Below are 16,320 nucleotides of genomic sequence, written 5' to 3' on the forward strand. Positions count from 1 at the left end.
GCAGCTCTTTTTTTATTTGCTAAAATGTCTAGCTAACCCTTGGAAAATACCGGTTGCAACAGCTTCTTGATACTGCGGGGAGGATACAATCATTTCCTCTGCAGGGTTGCTTAAATAGCCTAATTCAAGCAGAATTGCTTTGCGGTTATTTTCTCTTATAACAAAATAGTCACCTTGTCGATGTCCGCGATCTGGAATGTTGATTTTTGCAATCGTGCTGCTATGCACATCAGCTGCAAGCTCCTGCTGATAGTCATGATAGTAGTAAGTAGTCATCCCGCGTACACTTCGGTCATCGATGCTGTCATAATGAATGCTGAGAAACGCATCAGCATTATGCATATGAGAGCTGCTTACACGTGATTGAAGCGGAACATATGTATCTTGCTGCCTTGTAAAGACTACATTAGCACCTGCTGCTTTTAATTTACTTGCTAATAATTCTGCTGTTGCCATTGTAACGGTTTTTTCTAATGTTCCAGATGCACCTGTCGTACCGTTATCACGCCCGCCATGTCCGGGATCAAGAACAATTGTTTTATTTTGAAGCGGTAATCCTGAACCAGGATTTCCGACATTAGGTGAAGTTTTGCCGGAAGACACAATCCAGCCGGCAATAAAGCCGGTTTTTCCACCAGATAGTTTAATCTCATACCAGTCGTTTTCATAGCTAACCACTTCAAAAACATCACCTTGATTAGCTCTTTCTATCACTTGTGAGCTTGTATTGGCTTCTTGTCTCACATTCGATCCATTTTGCAAAATCGTAATTTTTTTGCCGGCGGCAGGTTTTTCTGCAGATGATTGTGTGCTTTCTTGTCCGTCTTTTTCCAAGAACCAGCCAGCAACCCAGCCATATACCCCTGATTCATACTCGATTTTTGCCCAATTATTCTGTTCCTCAATGATGGAGAAGGTTTGACCCTGCGATACAGTGCCAATATTTTTTCCATTAAGTGAAGGTGTTTCTCTTACATTTAATGAGGTGGCGGTTATTTTTCCGCTTCCTCCGCTTGCTTTAGTTTTTTTGCTGTTTTTTGCTTCGCTTGATTGCGCCTGTACATACTGGCTGCTAATCCATGCAGATGCTCCATTATATGAAATTTCTGTCCAATCGTTTTGCTGAGAGATGATTTCCACCTTATCTCCTTTAGCAAACTTTCCTAGTAATGCACTGCCTTGAGATGGCTCACTTCGAATATTTAATGAGTTCGTAGTAATCGTGCCGCTTTTAACAGCAGACTTAGGTTTACTGGACGATTGCTGGGAAGGAGCAGAAGACGATGTGAAGTTTAGAAATTCACTGGAAACCCAGCCGTTTCCATACTGAGTTTCTAACTCAACCCATCCTCCTTGTTGTGAAACAATGCGATATTCTTTATTTTTTTCAATAAGTCCCAACACTCGATGTTCTGTCGATGGACCGCCACGAACCCTTAAGCCATCCGTAGTAACTGTGGCATGGTTGTTTGTGGTCGTGACAGGCTCTGTTTTTTGCTCAATTGCCGTTTCTGATTCGCCATTATCAGGTACAACGAGCCAATCTGCGACCCACCCTTTTTGGCCTGATCCAAAATCGATTTCAATCCATTCATCCTGCTTTGAAATCATCGTAAAGCTTTCACCTTTTTGAGCCATTCCTAAAACTGGATAACTTAGTCCCGGCCCTGTGCGAACATTTAAACTATCAGTGCCTATTTTTACTTTTTGACCATCAGCCATTGCTTTTTCAAACGGAAAAACAATGCTGGCTAGAAGGATGAAGCATAGAACAATGATGAGATTTTTCCTTCTGAGCAATCAATTTCCTCCTCTCCTCTTAATCACCTTACAAGCAAAGCAAAAATTACTATGCTAGTCAAGAATGACAATCTTTATGTATACATTCTATTTTATAAAGGCAATCCCTTCTAATATCGGTCAATGCATTTAATTTGTAAACAGATTGTAAAATGAAAAATAATTCCTTCATAATATGGAAATAATAAATTTTAGACGATTTATTAACGAAGGGTGATTGTAAATGCGATTTGGTGAAAAAGGGATGAATGTACAATCTGGTGAGAATAAATTGTTTGGAGTTGATTTTCATGATTTTATTCAATCAGAACAGTATTCAACAATGCTTGAGCTTGCATCTGAATTTGGTGTCTCCATTCAGGATGTACGAAAGTTAAAAAAGAAACTTGGGCGGTCTTGAATTATGTAAGAAGGGCTTGACATGTACCGCAATGGTCCGTATGATTATATAGATAAAATAATATTTTAATACGCTACAGTATAAACTTTAGCGATAATAACCAATGAGGAAGAAAAGTAGTTAAACCCCACATAAAAAGAGAAGAAATGCCATGGGCTGAAAGCATTTCCATATGATGATTTGACGAACGAACACTTCTTAGGCTTCTCCCTGAAAAAATTAATTTTCTAATAGGGGATGAACGTTGACAGGCGTTAACTGTGAAAGAGGAAGTTGGACTTTTAGTCATCTTCAATTAGGGTGGTACCACGGGAATTCAAACTCTCGTCCCTTGTATGAATCATACAAGGGACGAGAGTTTTTTTGTTTTTTAGTTAAATGCGAGATTTATCTAGTGAATGTCGAAAAAAAGAGAGTGTTCACAGAGATAAAAGTCATTTATCTACGTGAAGGGCATAAAAAAGAGGTTGTTCACAGAGATAAAGTCATTTATCTTCGTGAAATACCTAAAAAAGAGATCCAAAGACTTCTGCGGGAGGTGCGTGCGGCTGTAGTCTAAAGGAATTGTGAATGGGAATTTATAGCTGAATCCGTCGCCGCAAGTACTTAGCGATTGTTAGTTTTTAATAAATGAAATGAATGATAGAGGAGGATGATGATTTATGTCAATCCGATTACCAAGAGGCACGCAGGATATACTTCCTGGAGATGTAGAGAAATGGCAATTGATAGAAAAGAAAGCAAGGGAAATCTGTGAAAAGTTCCAATATCACGAAATAAGGACACCAATTTTTGAGCAGACAGATTTATTTTTACGGAGCGTTGGCGATACAACCGATATCGTGCAAAAGGAAATGTACACTTTCGATGACCGTGGCGGGCGCAGCTTAACATTACGTCCAGAGGGAACAGCATCTACTGTCCGCTCTTTTGTTGAACATAAAATGTTTGGCTATGCCAACCAGCCTGTAAAGCTCTATTATATGGGCCCAATGTTTAGATATGAGCGGCCGCAAGCAGGTAGATACCGCCAATTTGTGCAGTTTGGCGTAGAAGCGATTGGAAGCGATGACCCTGCTATTGATGCAGAAGTGATTGCTTTAGCAATGTCCCTTTATAAAGAAATGGGCTTAAAGAAATTAAAGCTTGTCGTAAATAGCCTTGGGGATAAAGATAGCAGGCAGGCGCATAGAGAGGCATTAATCAATCATTTTCAACCTAGAATCGGGGAATTCTGTTCCGATTGTCAAAACCGCTTAGAGAAAAACCCAATGCGGATTCTTGATTGTAAACAAGACCGAGATCATGAGCTTATGAAATTTGCGCCATCCATTATTGATTATTTGAATGAGGAATCAAAGGTTTATTTTAATAAAGTTCAGCAGTATTTAACAAGCTTAGGAATTGAATTTGAAGTAGATTCAAATCTTGTCCGCGGTCTAGATTACTATAATCATACTGCTTTTGAAATTATGAGCGATGCAGAAGGCTTTGGAGCAATTACGACGCTTTGCGGCGGCGGAAGATATAACGGTCTGACTGAAGAAATTGGCGGACCAGAAGCACCAGGCATTGGCTTTGCTTTAAGTATTGAACGCTTTATCGCTGCATTGGATGCTGAAAAAGTTGAGCTTCCATTAAATAACGGAATTGACTGTTACATTGTATCTTTAGGTGAAGATGCGAAGGATTATACCGTTGGTTTGCTGAATAAGCTTCGTCAAGCTGGCTTTTCAGCTGAGAGAGATTATTTGGATAGGAAAATTAAAGCACAGTTTAAAGCGGCTGATCGTCTGCAAGCAAAATTTGTGGCAATTCTAGGCGATGATGAACTGAAAGCAAATAAAATCAACCTTAAATCAATGGACAGTGGTGAGCAAAAGGAAATGGAGCTTGCTTCATTTATCGAAGAATTTACCGCGTTATATAGAAATTAGGAGGAATCACATAATGTTTGGAAGAACCTACTACTGCGGAGAAGTAACAGAAACAGCAATTGGGGAAAAGATTGTATTAAAAGGCTGGGTGCAAAAGCGCCGTGATTTGGGCGGATTAATCTTTATTGATCTTCGTGATCGCACCGGCATTGTACAAATCGTTTTCAATCCGGAGCTGTCTCCTGAAGCGCTTGCTCTCGCTGAGAAAATTAGAAACGAATACGTGTTGGATATTGAGGGGACGGTTGTTGCCCGTGGTGAAGGTACAGTTAACGAAAACCTTAAAACCGGCAAAATTGAAGTTCATGCAGACAATGTAACAATTTTAAATGAAGCAAAAACACCGCCATTCATTATTGATGATAAAACAGATGTCTCCGAAGATGTGCGCCTTAAATACCGCTATCTTGATTTAAGAAGACCTGTGATGGCTGAAACATTTAAAATGCGCCATCAAGTGACGAAAGCGATACGTAATTTCCTTGATGACGAAGGCTTTATCGATGTGGAAACACCGATTTTAACTAAAAGTACACCGGAGGGTGCACGTGACTATTTAGTTCCAAGCCGCGTCCATCCTGGCGAATTCTATGCATTGCCGCAATCACCGCAAATTTTTAAACAATTATTAATGGTCGGCGGAATGGATCGCTATTATCAAATTGCCCGTTGTTTCCGCGATGAAGACCTTCGTGCAGATCGCCAGCCTGAATTCACACAAATTGATATTGAAATGAGCTTTATGAGTCAAGAGGATATTATTTCTCTGATGGAAAATCTGATGACTAAGATTATGAAGGATGTAAAAGGTTTGGAAGTTGAGACTCCATTCAGAAGAATGTCCTACCGTGAAGCGATGGCACGTTTCGGCTCAGATAAACCAGATACACGCTTTGCGATGGAGCTGACGGATCTGTCTGAGATTGTGAAGGGTTCTAGTTTTAAAGTTTTTGCAGGCGCCATCTCTTCAGGCGGCCAAGTAAAAGCAATCAATGTGAAAAATGGTGCGGGCAGCTACTCCCGTAAAGATATTGATGCGCTAACTGAATTTGTTTCAGTTTATGGTGCAAAAGGGCTTGCTTGGCTGAAAGCTGAAGAAGAAGGCTTAAAAGGACCGATTGCAAAATTTGTTACCGAAGAAGAGCAAGCTGGTATCAAAGCTGCTTTAAGTGTAGAAACTGGAGATTTAATTCTCTTTGTTGCTGATAAAAAATCTGTTGTCGCTGATGCACTTGGTGCGCTGCGCCTAAAGCTGGGCAAAGAACTAAATCTAATTGACCACAGCAAATTCAATTTCCTATGGGTAACAGACTGGCCGCTGCTTGAGTATGATGAGGAAGACGGCCGCTATTATGCTGCTCATCATCCATTTACAATGCCAGCTAGAGAGGATTTGGCACTGCTTGATTCTAATCCTGGTGAAGTGAAAGCCCAAGCATATGACCTAGTATTAAATGGCTATGAATTAGGCGGCGGTTCTCTTCGTATTTTTGAAAGAGATGTTCAAGAGAAAATGTTTGAAGTGCTTGGATTTACAAAAGAGGAAGCTGAAGAACAATTCGGATTCCTTCTCGAAGCCTTCGACTATGGCACACCACCGCACGGCGGAATTGCTTTAGGGCTTGATCGTCTAGTCATGCTGCTTACTGGGAGAACAAATCTCCGCGATACAATCGCCTTCCCGAAAACAGCGAGCGCAAGCTGTGTGCTTACCGACGCTCCAGGGGAAGTAAGCAGTGCACAATTGAATGATTTACACCTTGCTTTAAACTTAAAAGATCAATAATAACATTACGAGGAGATCAGTCTCCTCGTATTTTTATTAAAAAAAGTGAGTAATGTCCTATCCATCCTTTCTTGAAAAAAAAGTAAGTCTATGATAAGATTTATTCAATCTTAAAGAGTCCTGATGTGTTCGTCGTATATCCTGAAATTTTGACCGAACATATTACCTTCGGGAGTCCGGAGTTTTTCCGCAGCGTAAATGCCTTTGTATATAAGGACTTACAAACGCAGAAAACAGGACACCCACCTGCATTAGTGCGGGTTCAAAATGAAGGCCTAAGAGCGACGGCATAATTGGGACTCTTTAGCCTAATGTAAATGACGAACTCCTGTACTTTCGAGTGCGGGATTTTTTGTGTTAAAGGCTTGTCAGCTTTATGCCTTTTTTTTATATGATAATATTAAATCCATGAAAGGAACGAAATGATGATTGAACCAAATAAGGAATTGTTAATTATGCGCTATTTATACGAGCGTCAAGATTTAAGTCAGGATGATGAAAACCATTACCACAACATTGAAAAGGGATTTGATGGTGAACGGCAATTATATAAAAAATTGGATTCTATTACGAATGAATTGAATATCCTCCATGACCTCTACTTCGAACAAAATAAATCCCCTATACAAATCGACTTTCTTCTTCTAACGCAAGGTAAACCAATCCTTATAGAAGTGAAAAACTTTGAAGGAGAATACTTTATTAAAGAAGACCGTTGGTACAAATTGAGCGGAAAAGAAATAAAGAACCCGCTTATTCAGCTTCAACGAACAGAGACAAACTTTCGACAACTGTTAACCTCGTATAATTTTAACAACTCATTTGAATCCTACATCGTTTTTGTTAATCCACAATTCACTTTACTGACAGCCCCAATTAATAAGCAAATGATCCTTCCGACACAGCTGCCCAGATTTCTTAAATATTTATCCTACCAATTAAGTAATAGTGCAGCGCAATCAAGCCTTTATATGAAACTAATATCAATGAATATGATTAAAGCCGCAGAAGCAGTGTCCCCGCTTATTTGTATGAGAATCTTTGTAAATGCGTGAATTGTTCTAGATGTGGTGCTAGGATGATGGCGAGACAATCAATTTTGTACTGTGGCGTTTGTGGCTACGAAGAAAAAGTAGAAAAAGGAATCCTACGAAGTATAAAGGAGTTAGAATTATTATTTCCGAACAAAAAAATTACAACAAACCTAATCTTTGACTGGTGTGGTGAAATTGTTTCTAGTAGGAGAACTCAGAGGGTTTTAAATCAACATTTTGTTCGATTAGGTTATAATAAGACATCACATTATATAAGAAATTAACAAAGCCAATGAAAGTTCCTAGCATTAAAGACAAAGAAGCAGTGAAAAAATGGTCATAGAGAGGAGAACTGGAACCAAAAACCCACGAGAAAACGGAAAAATGGTCATAGAGAGCGAAACTGGAACCAAAAACCCACGAGAAAACGAAAAAATGGTCATAGAAAGCGAAACTGAAACCAAAAATCCACGAGAAAACAAAAAAATGGTCATAGAGAGCGAAACTGGAACCAAAAACCCACGAGAAAACGAAAAAATGGTCATAGAAAGCGAAACTGAAACCAAAAATCCACGAGAAAACGAAAAAATGGTCATAGAGAGGAGAACTGAAACCAAAAATCCACGAGAAAACGAAAAAATGGTCATAGAGAGGAGAACTGGAACCAAAAATCCACGAGAAAACGAAAAAATGGTCATAGAGAGGAGAAAACTAATACTTGTAACCAGTAATGCTACTTAGCTCCCCTCCAATATTCTCATCCCAATCCCCACCTTCCCACTTGTATTTACACCATAGTATGATATATTCATTATCGGGTATTATCTAAAGAAAGAACTGAATGATGGAGTTGATAGAATGCTACACCAATTTTCGCGTAATGAGCTTGCGATTGGAGAAGAAGGATTAGAAACGATGAAGAACAGCACGGTAGCTGTTTTAGGTATTGGCGGAGTGGGGACCTTTGCAGCGGAAGCCTTGGCTCGGTCAGGTGTGGGCCGCCTTGTTTTAGTCGATAAAGATGACGTGGACATCACGAATGTGAATCGTCAAATTATTGCGCTTCTTTCAACTGTTGGCAGGCCTAAAGTTGATCTCATGAAGGAAAGAATACAAGATATTAATCCGGACTGTGAAGTGATCGCTCTTAAAATGTTCTATACAGAAGAAACATATGAGCAATTTTTTGATTATGGGCTTGATTTTGTTATCGATGCTTCGGACACGATTTCTTATAAAATTCATCTTATGAAGGAATGTTTAAAAAGGGACATTCCGATGATTTCAAGTATGGGAGCCGCAAACAAAATGGACCCTACTCGCTTTCAAATTGCAGATATTTCAAAAACACATACAGACCCAATTGCGAAAGTCATTCGGACACGCCTTAGAAAAGAGGGCATAAGAAAAGGAATACCGGTTGTTTTCTCTGATGAAAGCCCGATTGTCATTCGTGAGGAAGTCCGAAAAACAGTTGGTAAGGATGATGCGCAAATTCGTAAAGCGAAAATGCCGCCGTCCTCCAATGCCTTTGTTCCATCGGTGGCTGGCTTGGTCATGGCAAGCTATGTCGTAAGGGAACTTCTTAGTGAAATTAAAATCAGCCGGGTCAACGACGAAAGCAAATAAAAACCGTCGCATTAGCTTGACACATGAGGGAAAGCGAGATAACCGGAACAATGGTTATTTTAAACCGAAAATAAATGATCGGCAAACTAAGAAAACGCCACTCCAAACATAAAAAAAGAAACGAACACTCAAAGATCTTCCAAATAAAAATGGGAAGATCTTTTTTTTATTTAGTCTCATTGATTACTTTTAACACCCCTTCATATAATGCAAGTTCCTCCTTCATATGCAAGGCAGCATTTTCCCATTTCTTTGCTAAAGCATGGTGTTTCGCTTTTAGCCCTTCCTGTTCTGCTTTTAGCTTGTTATTTTCTTCTAGCAGGAAAATAGGCGGCATGGTCTTTAAAAATTGTATCACATGCTCGAGGTTTAGCTGATCCGCTTCTTTCAGCTTTGCATTCCAGCGCGTTTGACATGCGGCTTCAGACCGCTTTAGTTTCTTGGCTGCCATGCGAAAGGCATCTGCTTTACTATCCCCATTTGAGGTATATTGTAAGACCAGTTCTTTAAGAAGGACGTCTTCCTCTGCCTCCCACGATCTTTTTTGCTGGCTCATTGGCTTCACTCCTTCATCTTCCTTTCATCTTATCGTCACCGACAAACAAAGAATCATACATTTGTATTGACGATATATAAGTATTAGTGTACTATCTAACTAATACACTGATAGTAAAAAATAGGAGGAATTAAATGATTCAAGCATACAAAGGGCTGCTCACTAAAGATATTAAGGTGATGAAAAATTACTATTTTTTAGGGATGGGCTTGATTCTTTTGGCTGTTGTAGGAGGAGGGCTTCTTACCAAGTATTTTAAAGAGCCTAATATAATGGCGGCTGTTATGTTGATGGTTTTGTTTGCTCATATCATGTATATACCTTTATTTATTCTTGCATCTCTGAACATCGAAGCGAAGACGCAAACTTGGCTACATAATCCAAACAGTGCTGCATTATTGCTCTTAAGTAAATTGGGGTCTGCTTTAGTGGCATACCTTTTTTCTATTTGTTTTACGCTTTTATTGGCTGCGGCCGTCTACTTTCTTTATCCATCAGCTGAGTTTTATACGCTTATACAAGGCTCATTGCTAACAAATACATTGTACATGAGCATAGCTATCACATTTGTCACGATCTATTTCGCGGTTTGGATTCTCTTTTATTGGTCATTTTTCCATTCATTGAAGAATGTTTCTGTGGCAGGCGCTTTAAGGTGGCCAATTTTGATTCTCTTTTGGATTATCCAAACCATTGCAGGCAATTATATTACGTCCTCCAAATGGTTTGAAAAAATCATTAGTATTGGCGTTATAGAGGCTGATGCTAAGTGGCTGAGCATTGACCTTGAAGTCAATCAATCATCAGCATCCATTGGAATGAACCCAACGGTTGAAATTTCTCTTGTTCATGGTCTAATTTATACACTTCTTGTGATTTTCCTATTTTACCTATCAGCCTGGCTGATTGAGAAGAAGGTTGAGGTGTAAGAAATGGGCGAAGAATTCCAGGCGTCAAAGCCGATATATATGCAGATTGTTGATCGTATTAGTCAGCAGATTATTAGAAAAGAGTTATCGCCTGGTGATAAATTGCCTTCTGTTCGTGACATGGCTGTACATGCAGGTGTAAACCCTAATACGATTCAAAGAACCTATCAGGAGTTGGAAAGGATGGAAGTGGTGATGTCAAAGCGCGGTCAAGGGACATTTGTCACGCAGGATGAAGAGATACTCCTTATGTTAAAAACAAATATGCAGAATGAAATCTTTGCTTCTTTTGTAAGCAACCTTAAAGAGCTTGGCTTATCAAATAAGGAAATGATCAATGGCTTGGAAAAATATTTAAGGGAGGAAAACAAATGATTGATTTTCGTTCTGTTTCAAAAAAGTATGGCCGCCACAATGGTCTTTCAAATATTAGTTTTTCCCTTGAGCAAGGGAAAATCTATGGGTTATTAGGTCCGAATGGCAGCGGGAAATCAACAGCATTAAAACTAATTGCTGGTCTTGTGTCCCCAACGAGTGGCCAGGTCATTGTAAAGGGGAAGGAGGCCAATCGGAAAGCTGCAGCTGACGTCATCTATTTAACAGAAGTAGATATTTTTTATCCTTCCTTTAAAATTAAAGATATGATTGATTACTATGACTCACAGTTTCAGGATTTTAGTGTTATAAAGGCAAGAGAGCTGCTTGACTTCATGAATCTTGAAGAGGATAGAAAAATAAAAAATTTATCTAAAGGAAACAGAGGGCGGCTGAAGCTTGTACTCGCTCTTTCCAGGCAGGCATCTGTACTGCTTCTTGATGAGCCATTTTCCGGGCTTGATCCCATGGTAAGAGACTCCATTGTCAAAGGGTTGCTGTCGTATATAGATTTTGAAAAGCAAACCGTTATTATAGCGACGCATGAAATCGATGAAATTGAGCCTTTATTAGATGATGTCATTGCGCTCAGTGATGGGGAATTTTTAGGAATGTTTAATGTAGAAGAATTAAGAGAAAAGGAAGGATTATCAATCATTGAATGGATGAGAAGGACTTTTAAGGAATGAGGGGAGAAGCATGAAGGCAGTAGTAAATATAGAAGATGTTTCAAAGATAATTAAAGGACGTAAAATCATTGACTCATTAAGTTTTCAAGTAAATGAAGGGGAAGTATTTGGATTTTTAGGTCCAAATGGTGCAGGGAAAACGACAACGATCCGCATGATTGTCGGACTAATTGGAATAACTTCTGGAGATATAAAAATTTTAGGTTCGAGCATTCAATCAGATTTTGAGAAAGCAATTAAGCATGTGGGGGCCATTGTTGAAAATCCTGAAATGTATAAGTTTATGAGCGGATATCAAAACTTGCTTCATTTTGCGCGAATGTCTGAGGGCATTACGAAAGAAAAAATAGCAGAAACAGTTGAATTTGTTGGGCTAACAGATCGCATTCACGATAAGGTAAAAACGTATTCATTAGGAATGAGGCAGCGTTTAGGCCTTGCTCAATGTCTTCTTCATGATCCGAAAGTGCTTATTTTAGACGAACCTACCAACGGTCTTGACCCTGCTGGAATTAGAGAAATCAGGGATCATGTAAGAAAGCTTGCAAGAGAGAAAGGGATGGCAGTCATCGTTTCCAGTCATCTCTTATCTGAAATGGAAATGATGTGTGACCGAGTCGGCATTATTCAAAATGGAAAGTTAATCGATATCCAAAGTGTAAATGATTTTGTTCAAGAAGAAGGAAGATTGTATGAAATAGAAGTGGATGCGCCAGCCCAAGCAGAACAAGCAATGAAAAGGCTATATCCTGGACAGTCCATCGCGATAAATAATCAGTCGATTGTTGTCACAATAGAAAAGGAAAATGTTCCATTTTTAGTGAAAGAACTTGTTCATGACGGCCTTAATATATTCAGCATACAAGAAACCACTAGAACTTTAGAAGACCGCTTCCTTGAAGTGACATCTGGAAAGGAGGGAAAATAAGATGATCAGCTTAATAAAAAATGAATGGTTAAAGATTTTTAAACGGTCAGGTACGTATGTAATGATTGGTATACTCGTATTGATCGTTTCGATAGCAGGAGCATTTATGAAATATCAGGATACAAGGGGATCTGTACCTGATAATGAAGATTGGAAAAAAGGTTTAGAAATGCAAAATGCAAGTTATCAAAAGGAATTGGAAGAAATGGGGGACATGCTCCCGGTTGATGTAAAGGAAAGCTATGAGCGTACGATTGCTATAAATGATTATCGCATTGAGAATAATCTCTCTCCAAATCAGGATTATTCTAGTTTAAGCTTTATTGCCGATATGTCATCGCTAATAGATTTTGTTGGCTTATTCATGATTATTATTGCTGGAGGAATTGTAGCCAGCGAATTTACATGGGGGACAATCAAGCTTTTGCTCATTCGCCCAATTAAACGGGAAAAAATATTAGTTTCCAAATATATTACGATGCTTTTATTTGGGGGCAGTCTGTTATTACTGCTTTTTGTATTTTCAGGATTATTAGGTGTATTGCTATTTGGAACAGGCGGACAATCCTCGCCATATTTAAACTATCAAGATGGCACAGTGACAGAGCAAAGTATGCTATTCCATCTTATGAAGGTGTACGGTCTATCATCAATTAATATGATTATGCTCGCAACAATGGCATTCATGATTTCAGCAGCATTTAGAAGCAGCTCGCTAGCGATAGGTTTATCCATTTTCCTTATGTTCGTCGGCGGTCAAGTGACTCAATTGGTAGCTATGAAATATGAGTGGGCGAAGTTTAGCTTGTTTGCTAATACCGATTTATTTCAATATTTCGAGGGAACGCCAATGCTGCCTGGAATGACCCTTGGTTTTTCAATTATTATGCTAATCATTTATTTTCTCCTATTTCAAGCAGTTGCATTTCTTATGTTCAAGAAAAGGGATGTTGCCGCTTAATCTTTTCAGATGAGAGAAAGTAATGATAAGAAATTAGTTGGATTTGAAGAGGTGTCCGCTCGACTCCTGCGGGAGGGTAGCGAGACAGTCGAGACCGTGGAGGCACGTAGCGCCGAAGCATCTCGACGCTTGCCCGCGGTAACCTTAGAAAATCCAAAACCTTATTATTTTTATATGAGTTTCGCTACATCCTAGGCACCGTATAAAACGGTGCTTTTTTTTATATAGAAAATATGTTTGATAAAAACAATTTTTACATATGATATACCTATTCATAAATAGGAGTGAACAGATGTGTGCAGAAAGTGCGTATATTCGATTGTTATTTTATTTGCCTCATTCTTTTATTCATTACATGCTGATGCTTCTATAGTCAGGGAGAGAGAATTTTACGAGAAACGTGGCGATGTGATTTGGGACTATGGGATGATGCGGGTAAGATATATTTCCATTACATTTGATGACGGTCCTAACCCTGAATTTACACCGAAAATTTTAGATTTATTGGCAAAGTACAATGCGAAGGCAACCTTTTTTATTACTGGTGAAAAAGCTGAAAAGCATCCAAAGCTTGTAAAAAGAATAGTTAATGAAGGGCATGAAATTGGCAATCATACATACAGCCATATGTATAATGCAAATATATCTGAAGAAGTGCTGATAGATGAATTAACTAGAACAGCAGAAATCATAAAAGGCATTTTAGGATTTTCACCTATTTTATACAGGCCTGTTGGTGGTCTATATAATGATTCAATCGTTGCGATAGCTAAAAAAAATAACTATCAGGTTGTTTTATGGTCATGGCATCAAGATCCAAAGGATTGGATGAATCCAGGCGTTCAAAAGATAGTAAGTCATGTTCAAACTGGAATGAAGCCGGGAGATATTATCTTATTACATGATTCGGGCGGTGATCGATCGCAAACGATTGAAGCATTGGAGTTAATTTTAAAAGATGCAAATAGAAAAAAATTTAACGCCGTAACTGTATCGGAATTAATGATTCTCTCAGAAGAAATCCCACCTTTTTTATTTAGTTTATAAAGGGTATGGCTCATACGCCATACCCTTTCAATTTATTCATTTATTCTGTTGTATACTACGCCCAAGGCTTGTTCAAATTTACCTGTATTCTTTGGGTGGTAATAAACTTTGTTTTTGATTTTATCAGGCAAATACTGCTGTTTAACCCAGCCGTTTTCAAAATCATGCGGATATTTATAATCATTGCCGCGCCCAAGCTCTTTTGCACCTTTATAATGGGCATCCTTCAAATGATCCGGCACCTCGCCGCTTTTTCCTACTCTAATATCAGCAAGTGCGGCATCAATGGCCATGATAGCAGAGTTGGATTTTGGCGATAAGCAAAGTTCTATGACAGCATTTGCTAGTGGTATTCTTGCTTCTGGAAAGCCGACTCGTTCAGCTGTCTCGATGGCCGCAAGCGTCCTTGCACCCGCTTGAGGTGAAGCAAGTCCGATATCCTCATAGGCGATGACAAGCATCCTTCTGCTAATGCTGACTAAATCGCCGGCTTCAATTAGTCTTCCTAAATAATGTAGTGCTGCGTTCACATCACTGCCGCGGATGGATTTTTGAAACCCGGATAATACATCATAATGTGCATCACCGTCCTTGTCATGAGCCAAACTTTTTCTTTGCATGCATTCTTCTGCTTCCTGTAAACCAATATTTATAAGGCCCTCGGCATCAGCTTTTGTGGAAAGAACGGCAAGCTCTAACGCATTTAAGGAGCTTCTGACATCGCCATTAGATGCCGATGCAAAGTGACTTAATGCCTCTTCCGATATCTGGATTTGCTTTTCTCCAAGGCCGCGCTCACTATCTTCCATTGCTGTTGTTAATGCAGTAATGACCTCATCTTCAGTTAATGGCTTCAACTCAAATATTTGGCATCTGCTTCTGATTGCCGGATTAATGGCGTGGTAAGGATTGCTTGTCGTTGCCCCAATTAATGTAATCATGCCATTCTCCAAATAGGGGAGAAGAAAATCCTGTTTTCCTTTATCGAGCCGATGGACTTCATCGAGCAATAATATCACTTTGCCTGACATTTTTGCTTCAGCAGCAACAACCTCCATATCTTTTTTATTATTAGTAACTGCATTTAACGTGCGGAATGCATATTTTGTACTGCCGGCAATCGCGCTCGCTATCGATGTTTTTCCAATGCCAGGCGGTCCGTATAAAATCATAGAAGAAAGCTGCTTTGCCTTTACCATTCTATGAATTATTTTTCCTTCACCTACAAGATGCTTCTGCCCGATAACTTCATCAATTGTTCTAGGCCTCATCCGGAATGCTAATGGTTTAATACTCACATACATCACTCCAACTCTTAAACCGAATTCAAATTAGGCAAAACTTAGTTATTGTTTACTGTCAGTTAACATCCTCCCTGAAAGTGGGGGACGAACGACAACTTTTTATAATTAAAACATACCATACAATGAAGATTGCTAAAATGAATAATGCTTCCAAATATGCTATAATAGCAAAGTCTATCCAAAATGTAAAAATATATATAATTTGAATTTATTTGATTAGCTATAAAGCGGCGAAGGGAAAATAAATATGAACAAGTTCAAGCGGGGGCAGGTAGGGCCAAGGTTTTTGGTTTACATCATTGGCTTATTAGTCATGAGCCTTGGCATCGTCTTATTAATTTTAGCAGATTTGGGTGCTACACCTTGGGATGTTTTGCATGTAGGATTATATTTTCAGCTTGGCTTATCAATTGGTAGCTGGTCAATTATTGTTGGCATCTTCATCTTAATTGTGGCTTCTCTTATTTCCGGGGAACTGCCTAAAGCTGGCGCCTATATCAATATGATTTTAATTGGTGTCTTTATTGATTTATATTTATTGCTTCCATTTATGCAAACACCTGGTTCATTTACAGGGAAGCTGTTGATGTTTATCGCAGGAATAGTGATCTATTGCTACGGTATGGGCATTTATATTTCCGCACGGTTTGGAACAGGACCGCGAGATAGTTTGATGATGGCTTTAACAACGAAAACAGGCTGGAAGGTTGGTCCGGTTCGATCCTGTATGGAAATCATTGTCTTAATTATTGGCTGGCAGCTTGGTGGACCAGTATTTTGGGGAACAATTGTGTTAAGTCTTTCAATTGGACCAATTGTCGGTTTTGCACTTCCGCAATGCCAGTCGTTAACGGATCGCTTTTTAGCGCGACTTAAAAAGCCGAAAGTATTTATTGCTCATTAAATGGCTACTATTTTAGGTAGTAAGCAAATGTGGAACGGTAT

The 16,320-nt window shown here is 39.1% G+C and carries 16 protein-coding genes, 1 other RNA gene and 1 other annotated feature; of the genes, 14 read left to right on the top strand and 3 right to left on the bottom strand.

Translation table 11 applies throughout. From position 1 onward, the window contains the following. Positions 1–12: 12 nt before the first annotated feature. Positions 13–1,800, bottom strand: coding sequence for an N-acetylmuramoyl-L-alanine amidase family protein (locus tag CWS20_RS09370; RefSeq protein ID WP_066191810.1), 1,788 nt, complete (start codon positions 1,798–1,800; stop codon positions 13–15). A 223-nt stretch (positions 1,801–2,023) separates the two neighbouring features. On the opposite strand from CWS20_RS09370, the gene CWS20_RS28380 reads away from it, so the two are divergent. The 7 genes from CWS20_RS28380 to CWS20_RS09410 all read left to right on the top strand — a co-directional run bounded on the left by CWS20_RS28380 (position 2,024) and on the right by CWS20_RS09410 (position 8,586). Then, positions 2,024–2,200, top strand: coding sequence for a hypothetical protein (locus CWS20_RS28380; RefSeq protein ID WP_162840959.1), 177 nt, complete (start codon positions 2,024–2,026; stop codon positions 2,198–2,200). A 94-nt stretch (positions 2,201–2,294) separates the two neighbouring features. Then, positions 2,295–2,535 (top strand) — a binding site (T-box leader). 327 nt (positions 2,536–2,862) lie between these two features. Further along, entirely contained in the window at positions 2,863–4,137 is a 1,275-nt protein-coding gene (hisS, locus tag CWS20_RS09380; protein ID WP_066191814.1) for a histidine--tRNA ligase, read from the top strand. A gap of 13 nt (positions 4,138–4,150) precedes the next feature. Beyond that, a complete protein-coding gene (gene aspS, locus CWS20_RS09385; protein ID WP_066191816.1) occupies positions 4,151–5,923 on the top strand; it encodes an aspartate--tRNA ligase in 1,773 nt (590 codons plus the stop codon). Positions 5,924–6,037: 114 nt separating this feature from the next. Continuing rightward, a non-coding RNA gene (ssrS, locus tag CWS20_RS09390) (6S RNA) lies at positions 6,038–6,227 on the top strand. Positions 6,228–6,345: 118 nt separating this feature from the next. Continuing rightward, on the top strand, positions 6,346–6,978 hold the full coding sequence (locus tag CWS20_RS09395) for a nuclease-related domain-containing protein (RefSeq protein WP_083957185.1): 633 nt from the start codon (positions 6,346–6,348) through the stop codon (positions 6,976–6,978). 312 nt (positions 6,979–7,290) lie between these two features. Further along, a complete protein-coding gene (locus CWS20_RS09405) occupies positions 7,291–7,698 on the top strand; it encodes a hypothetical protein (protein WP_066191823.1) in 408 nt (135 codons plus the stop codon). A 117-nt stretch (positions 7,699–7,815) separates the two neighbouring features. Further along, entirely contained in the window at positions 7,816–8,586 is a 771-nt protein-coding gene (locus tag CWS20_RS09410) for a tRNA threonylcarbamoyladenosine dehydratase (RefSeq protein WP_066191826.1), read from the top strand. 166 nt (positions 8,587–8,752) lie between these two features. Here CWS20_RS09410 and CWS20_RS09415 read toward each other — a convergent pair whose 3' ends face one another. Further along, positions 8,753–9,142 carry a hypothetical protein gene (locus tag CWS20_RS09415; protein ID WP_066191828.1) on the bottom strand — a complete coding sequence of 130 codons (390 nt, stop codon included), beginning with the start codon at positions 9,140–9,142 and terminating at the stop codon, positions 8,753–8,755. A gap of 134 nt (positions 9,143–9,276) precedes the next feature. On the opposite strand from CWS20_RS09415, the gene CWS20_RS09420 reads away from it, so the two are divergent. From CWS20_RS09420 to CWS20_RS09445, 6 genes are all read left to right on the top strand, one after another. Further along, positions 9,277–10,071: a hypothetical protein gene (locus tag CWS20_RS09420; RefSeq protein ID WP_066191831.1), complete on the top strand. Its 795-nt coding sequence runs from the start codon at positions 9,277–9,279 to the stop codon at positions 10,069–10,071. A gap of 3 nt (positions 10,072–10,074) precedes the next feature. Continuing rightward, a complete protein-coding gene (locus tag CWS20_RS09425; RefSeq protein WP_066191834.1) occupies positions 10,075–10,446 on the top strand; it encodes a GntR family transcriptional regulator in 372 nt (123 codons plus the stop codon). Further along, positions 10,443–11,135, top strand: coding sequence for an ABC transporter ATP-binding protein (locus tag CWS20_RS09430; RefSeq protein ID WP_066191836.1), 693 nt, complete (start codon positions 10,443–10,445; stop codon positions 11,133–11,135). Before CWS20_RS09425 ends, CWS20_RS09430 begins: the two co-directional genes overlap by 4 nt. 10 nt (positions 11,136–11,145) lie before the next feature. Next, positions 11,146–12,063 (top strand): ABC transporter ATP-binding protein, encoded by a 918-nt coding sequence (locus CWS20_RS09435; protein WP_066191838.1) that lies wholly within the window; start codon positions 11,146–11,148, stop codon positions 12,061–12,063. A 1-nt stretch (position 12,064) separates the two neighbouring features. Continuing rightward, positions 12,065–13,024 carry an ABC transporter permease gene (locus tag CWS20_RS09440; protein WP_066191840.1) on the top strand — a complete coding sequence of 320 codons (960 nt, stop codon included), beginning with the start codon at positions 12,065–12,067 and terminating at the stop codon, positions 13,022–13,024. Positions 13,025–13,318: 294 nt separating this feature from the next. Then, on the top strand, positions 13,319–14,071 hold the full coding sequence (locus CWS20_RS09445; protein WP_066191842.1) for a polysaccharide deacetylase family protein: 753 nt from the start codon (positions 13,319–13,321) through the stop codon (positions 14,069–14,071). Positions 14,072–14,103: 32 nt separating this feature from the next. Here CWS20_RS09445 and CWS20_RS09450 read toward each other — a convergent pair whose 3' ends face one another. Beyond that, on the bottom strand, positions 14,104–15,369 hold the full coding sequence (locus CWS20_RS09450) for a replication-associated recombination protein A (protein ID WP_101226296.1): 1,266 nt from the start codon (positions 15,367–15,369) through the stop codon (positions 14,104–14,106). 253 nt (positions 15,370–15,622) lie between these two features. Here CWS20_RS09450 and CWS20_RS09455 point away from each other — a divergent pair, with 253 nt between their 5' ends. Beyond that, positions 15,623–16,279 (top strand): YczE/YyaS/YitT family protein, encoded by a 657-nt coding sequence (locus tag CWS20_RS09455; RefSeq protein ID WP_066191845.1) that lies wholly within the window; start codon positions 15,623–15,625, stop codon positions 16,277–16,279. Positions 16,280–16,320 lie beyond the last annotated feature (41 nt).

This window comes from Cytobacillus horneckiae (assembly GCF_002835735.1).
Lineage (GTDB): Bacteria > Bacillota > Bacilli > Bacillales > Cytobacillaceae > Cytobacillus > Cytobacillus horneckiae.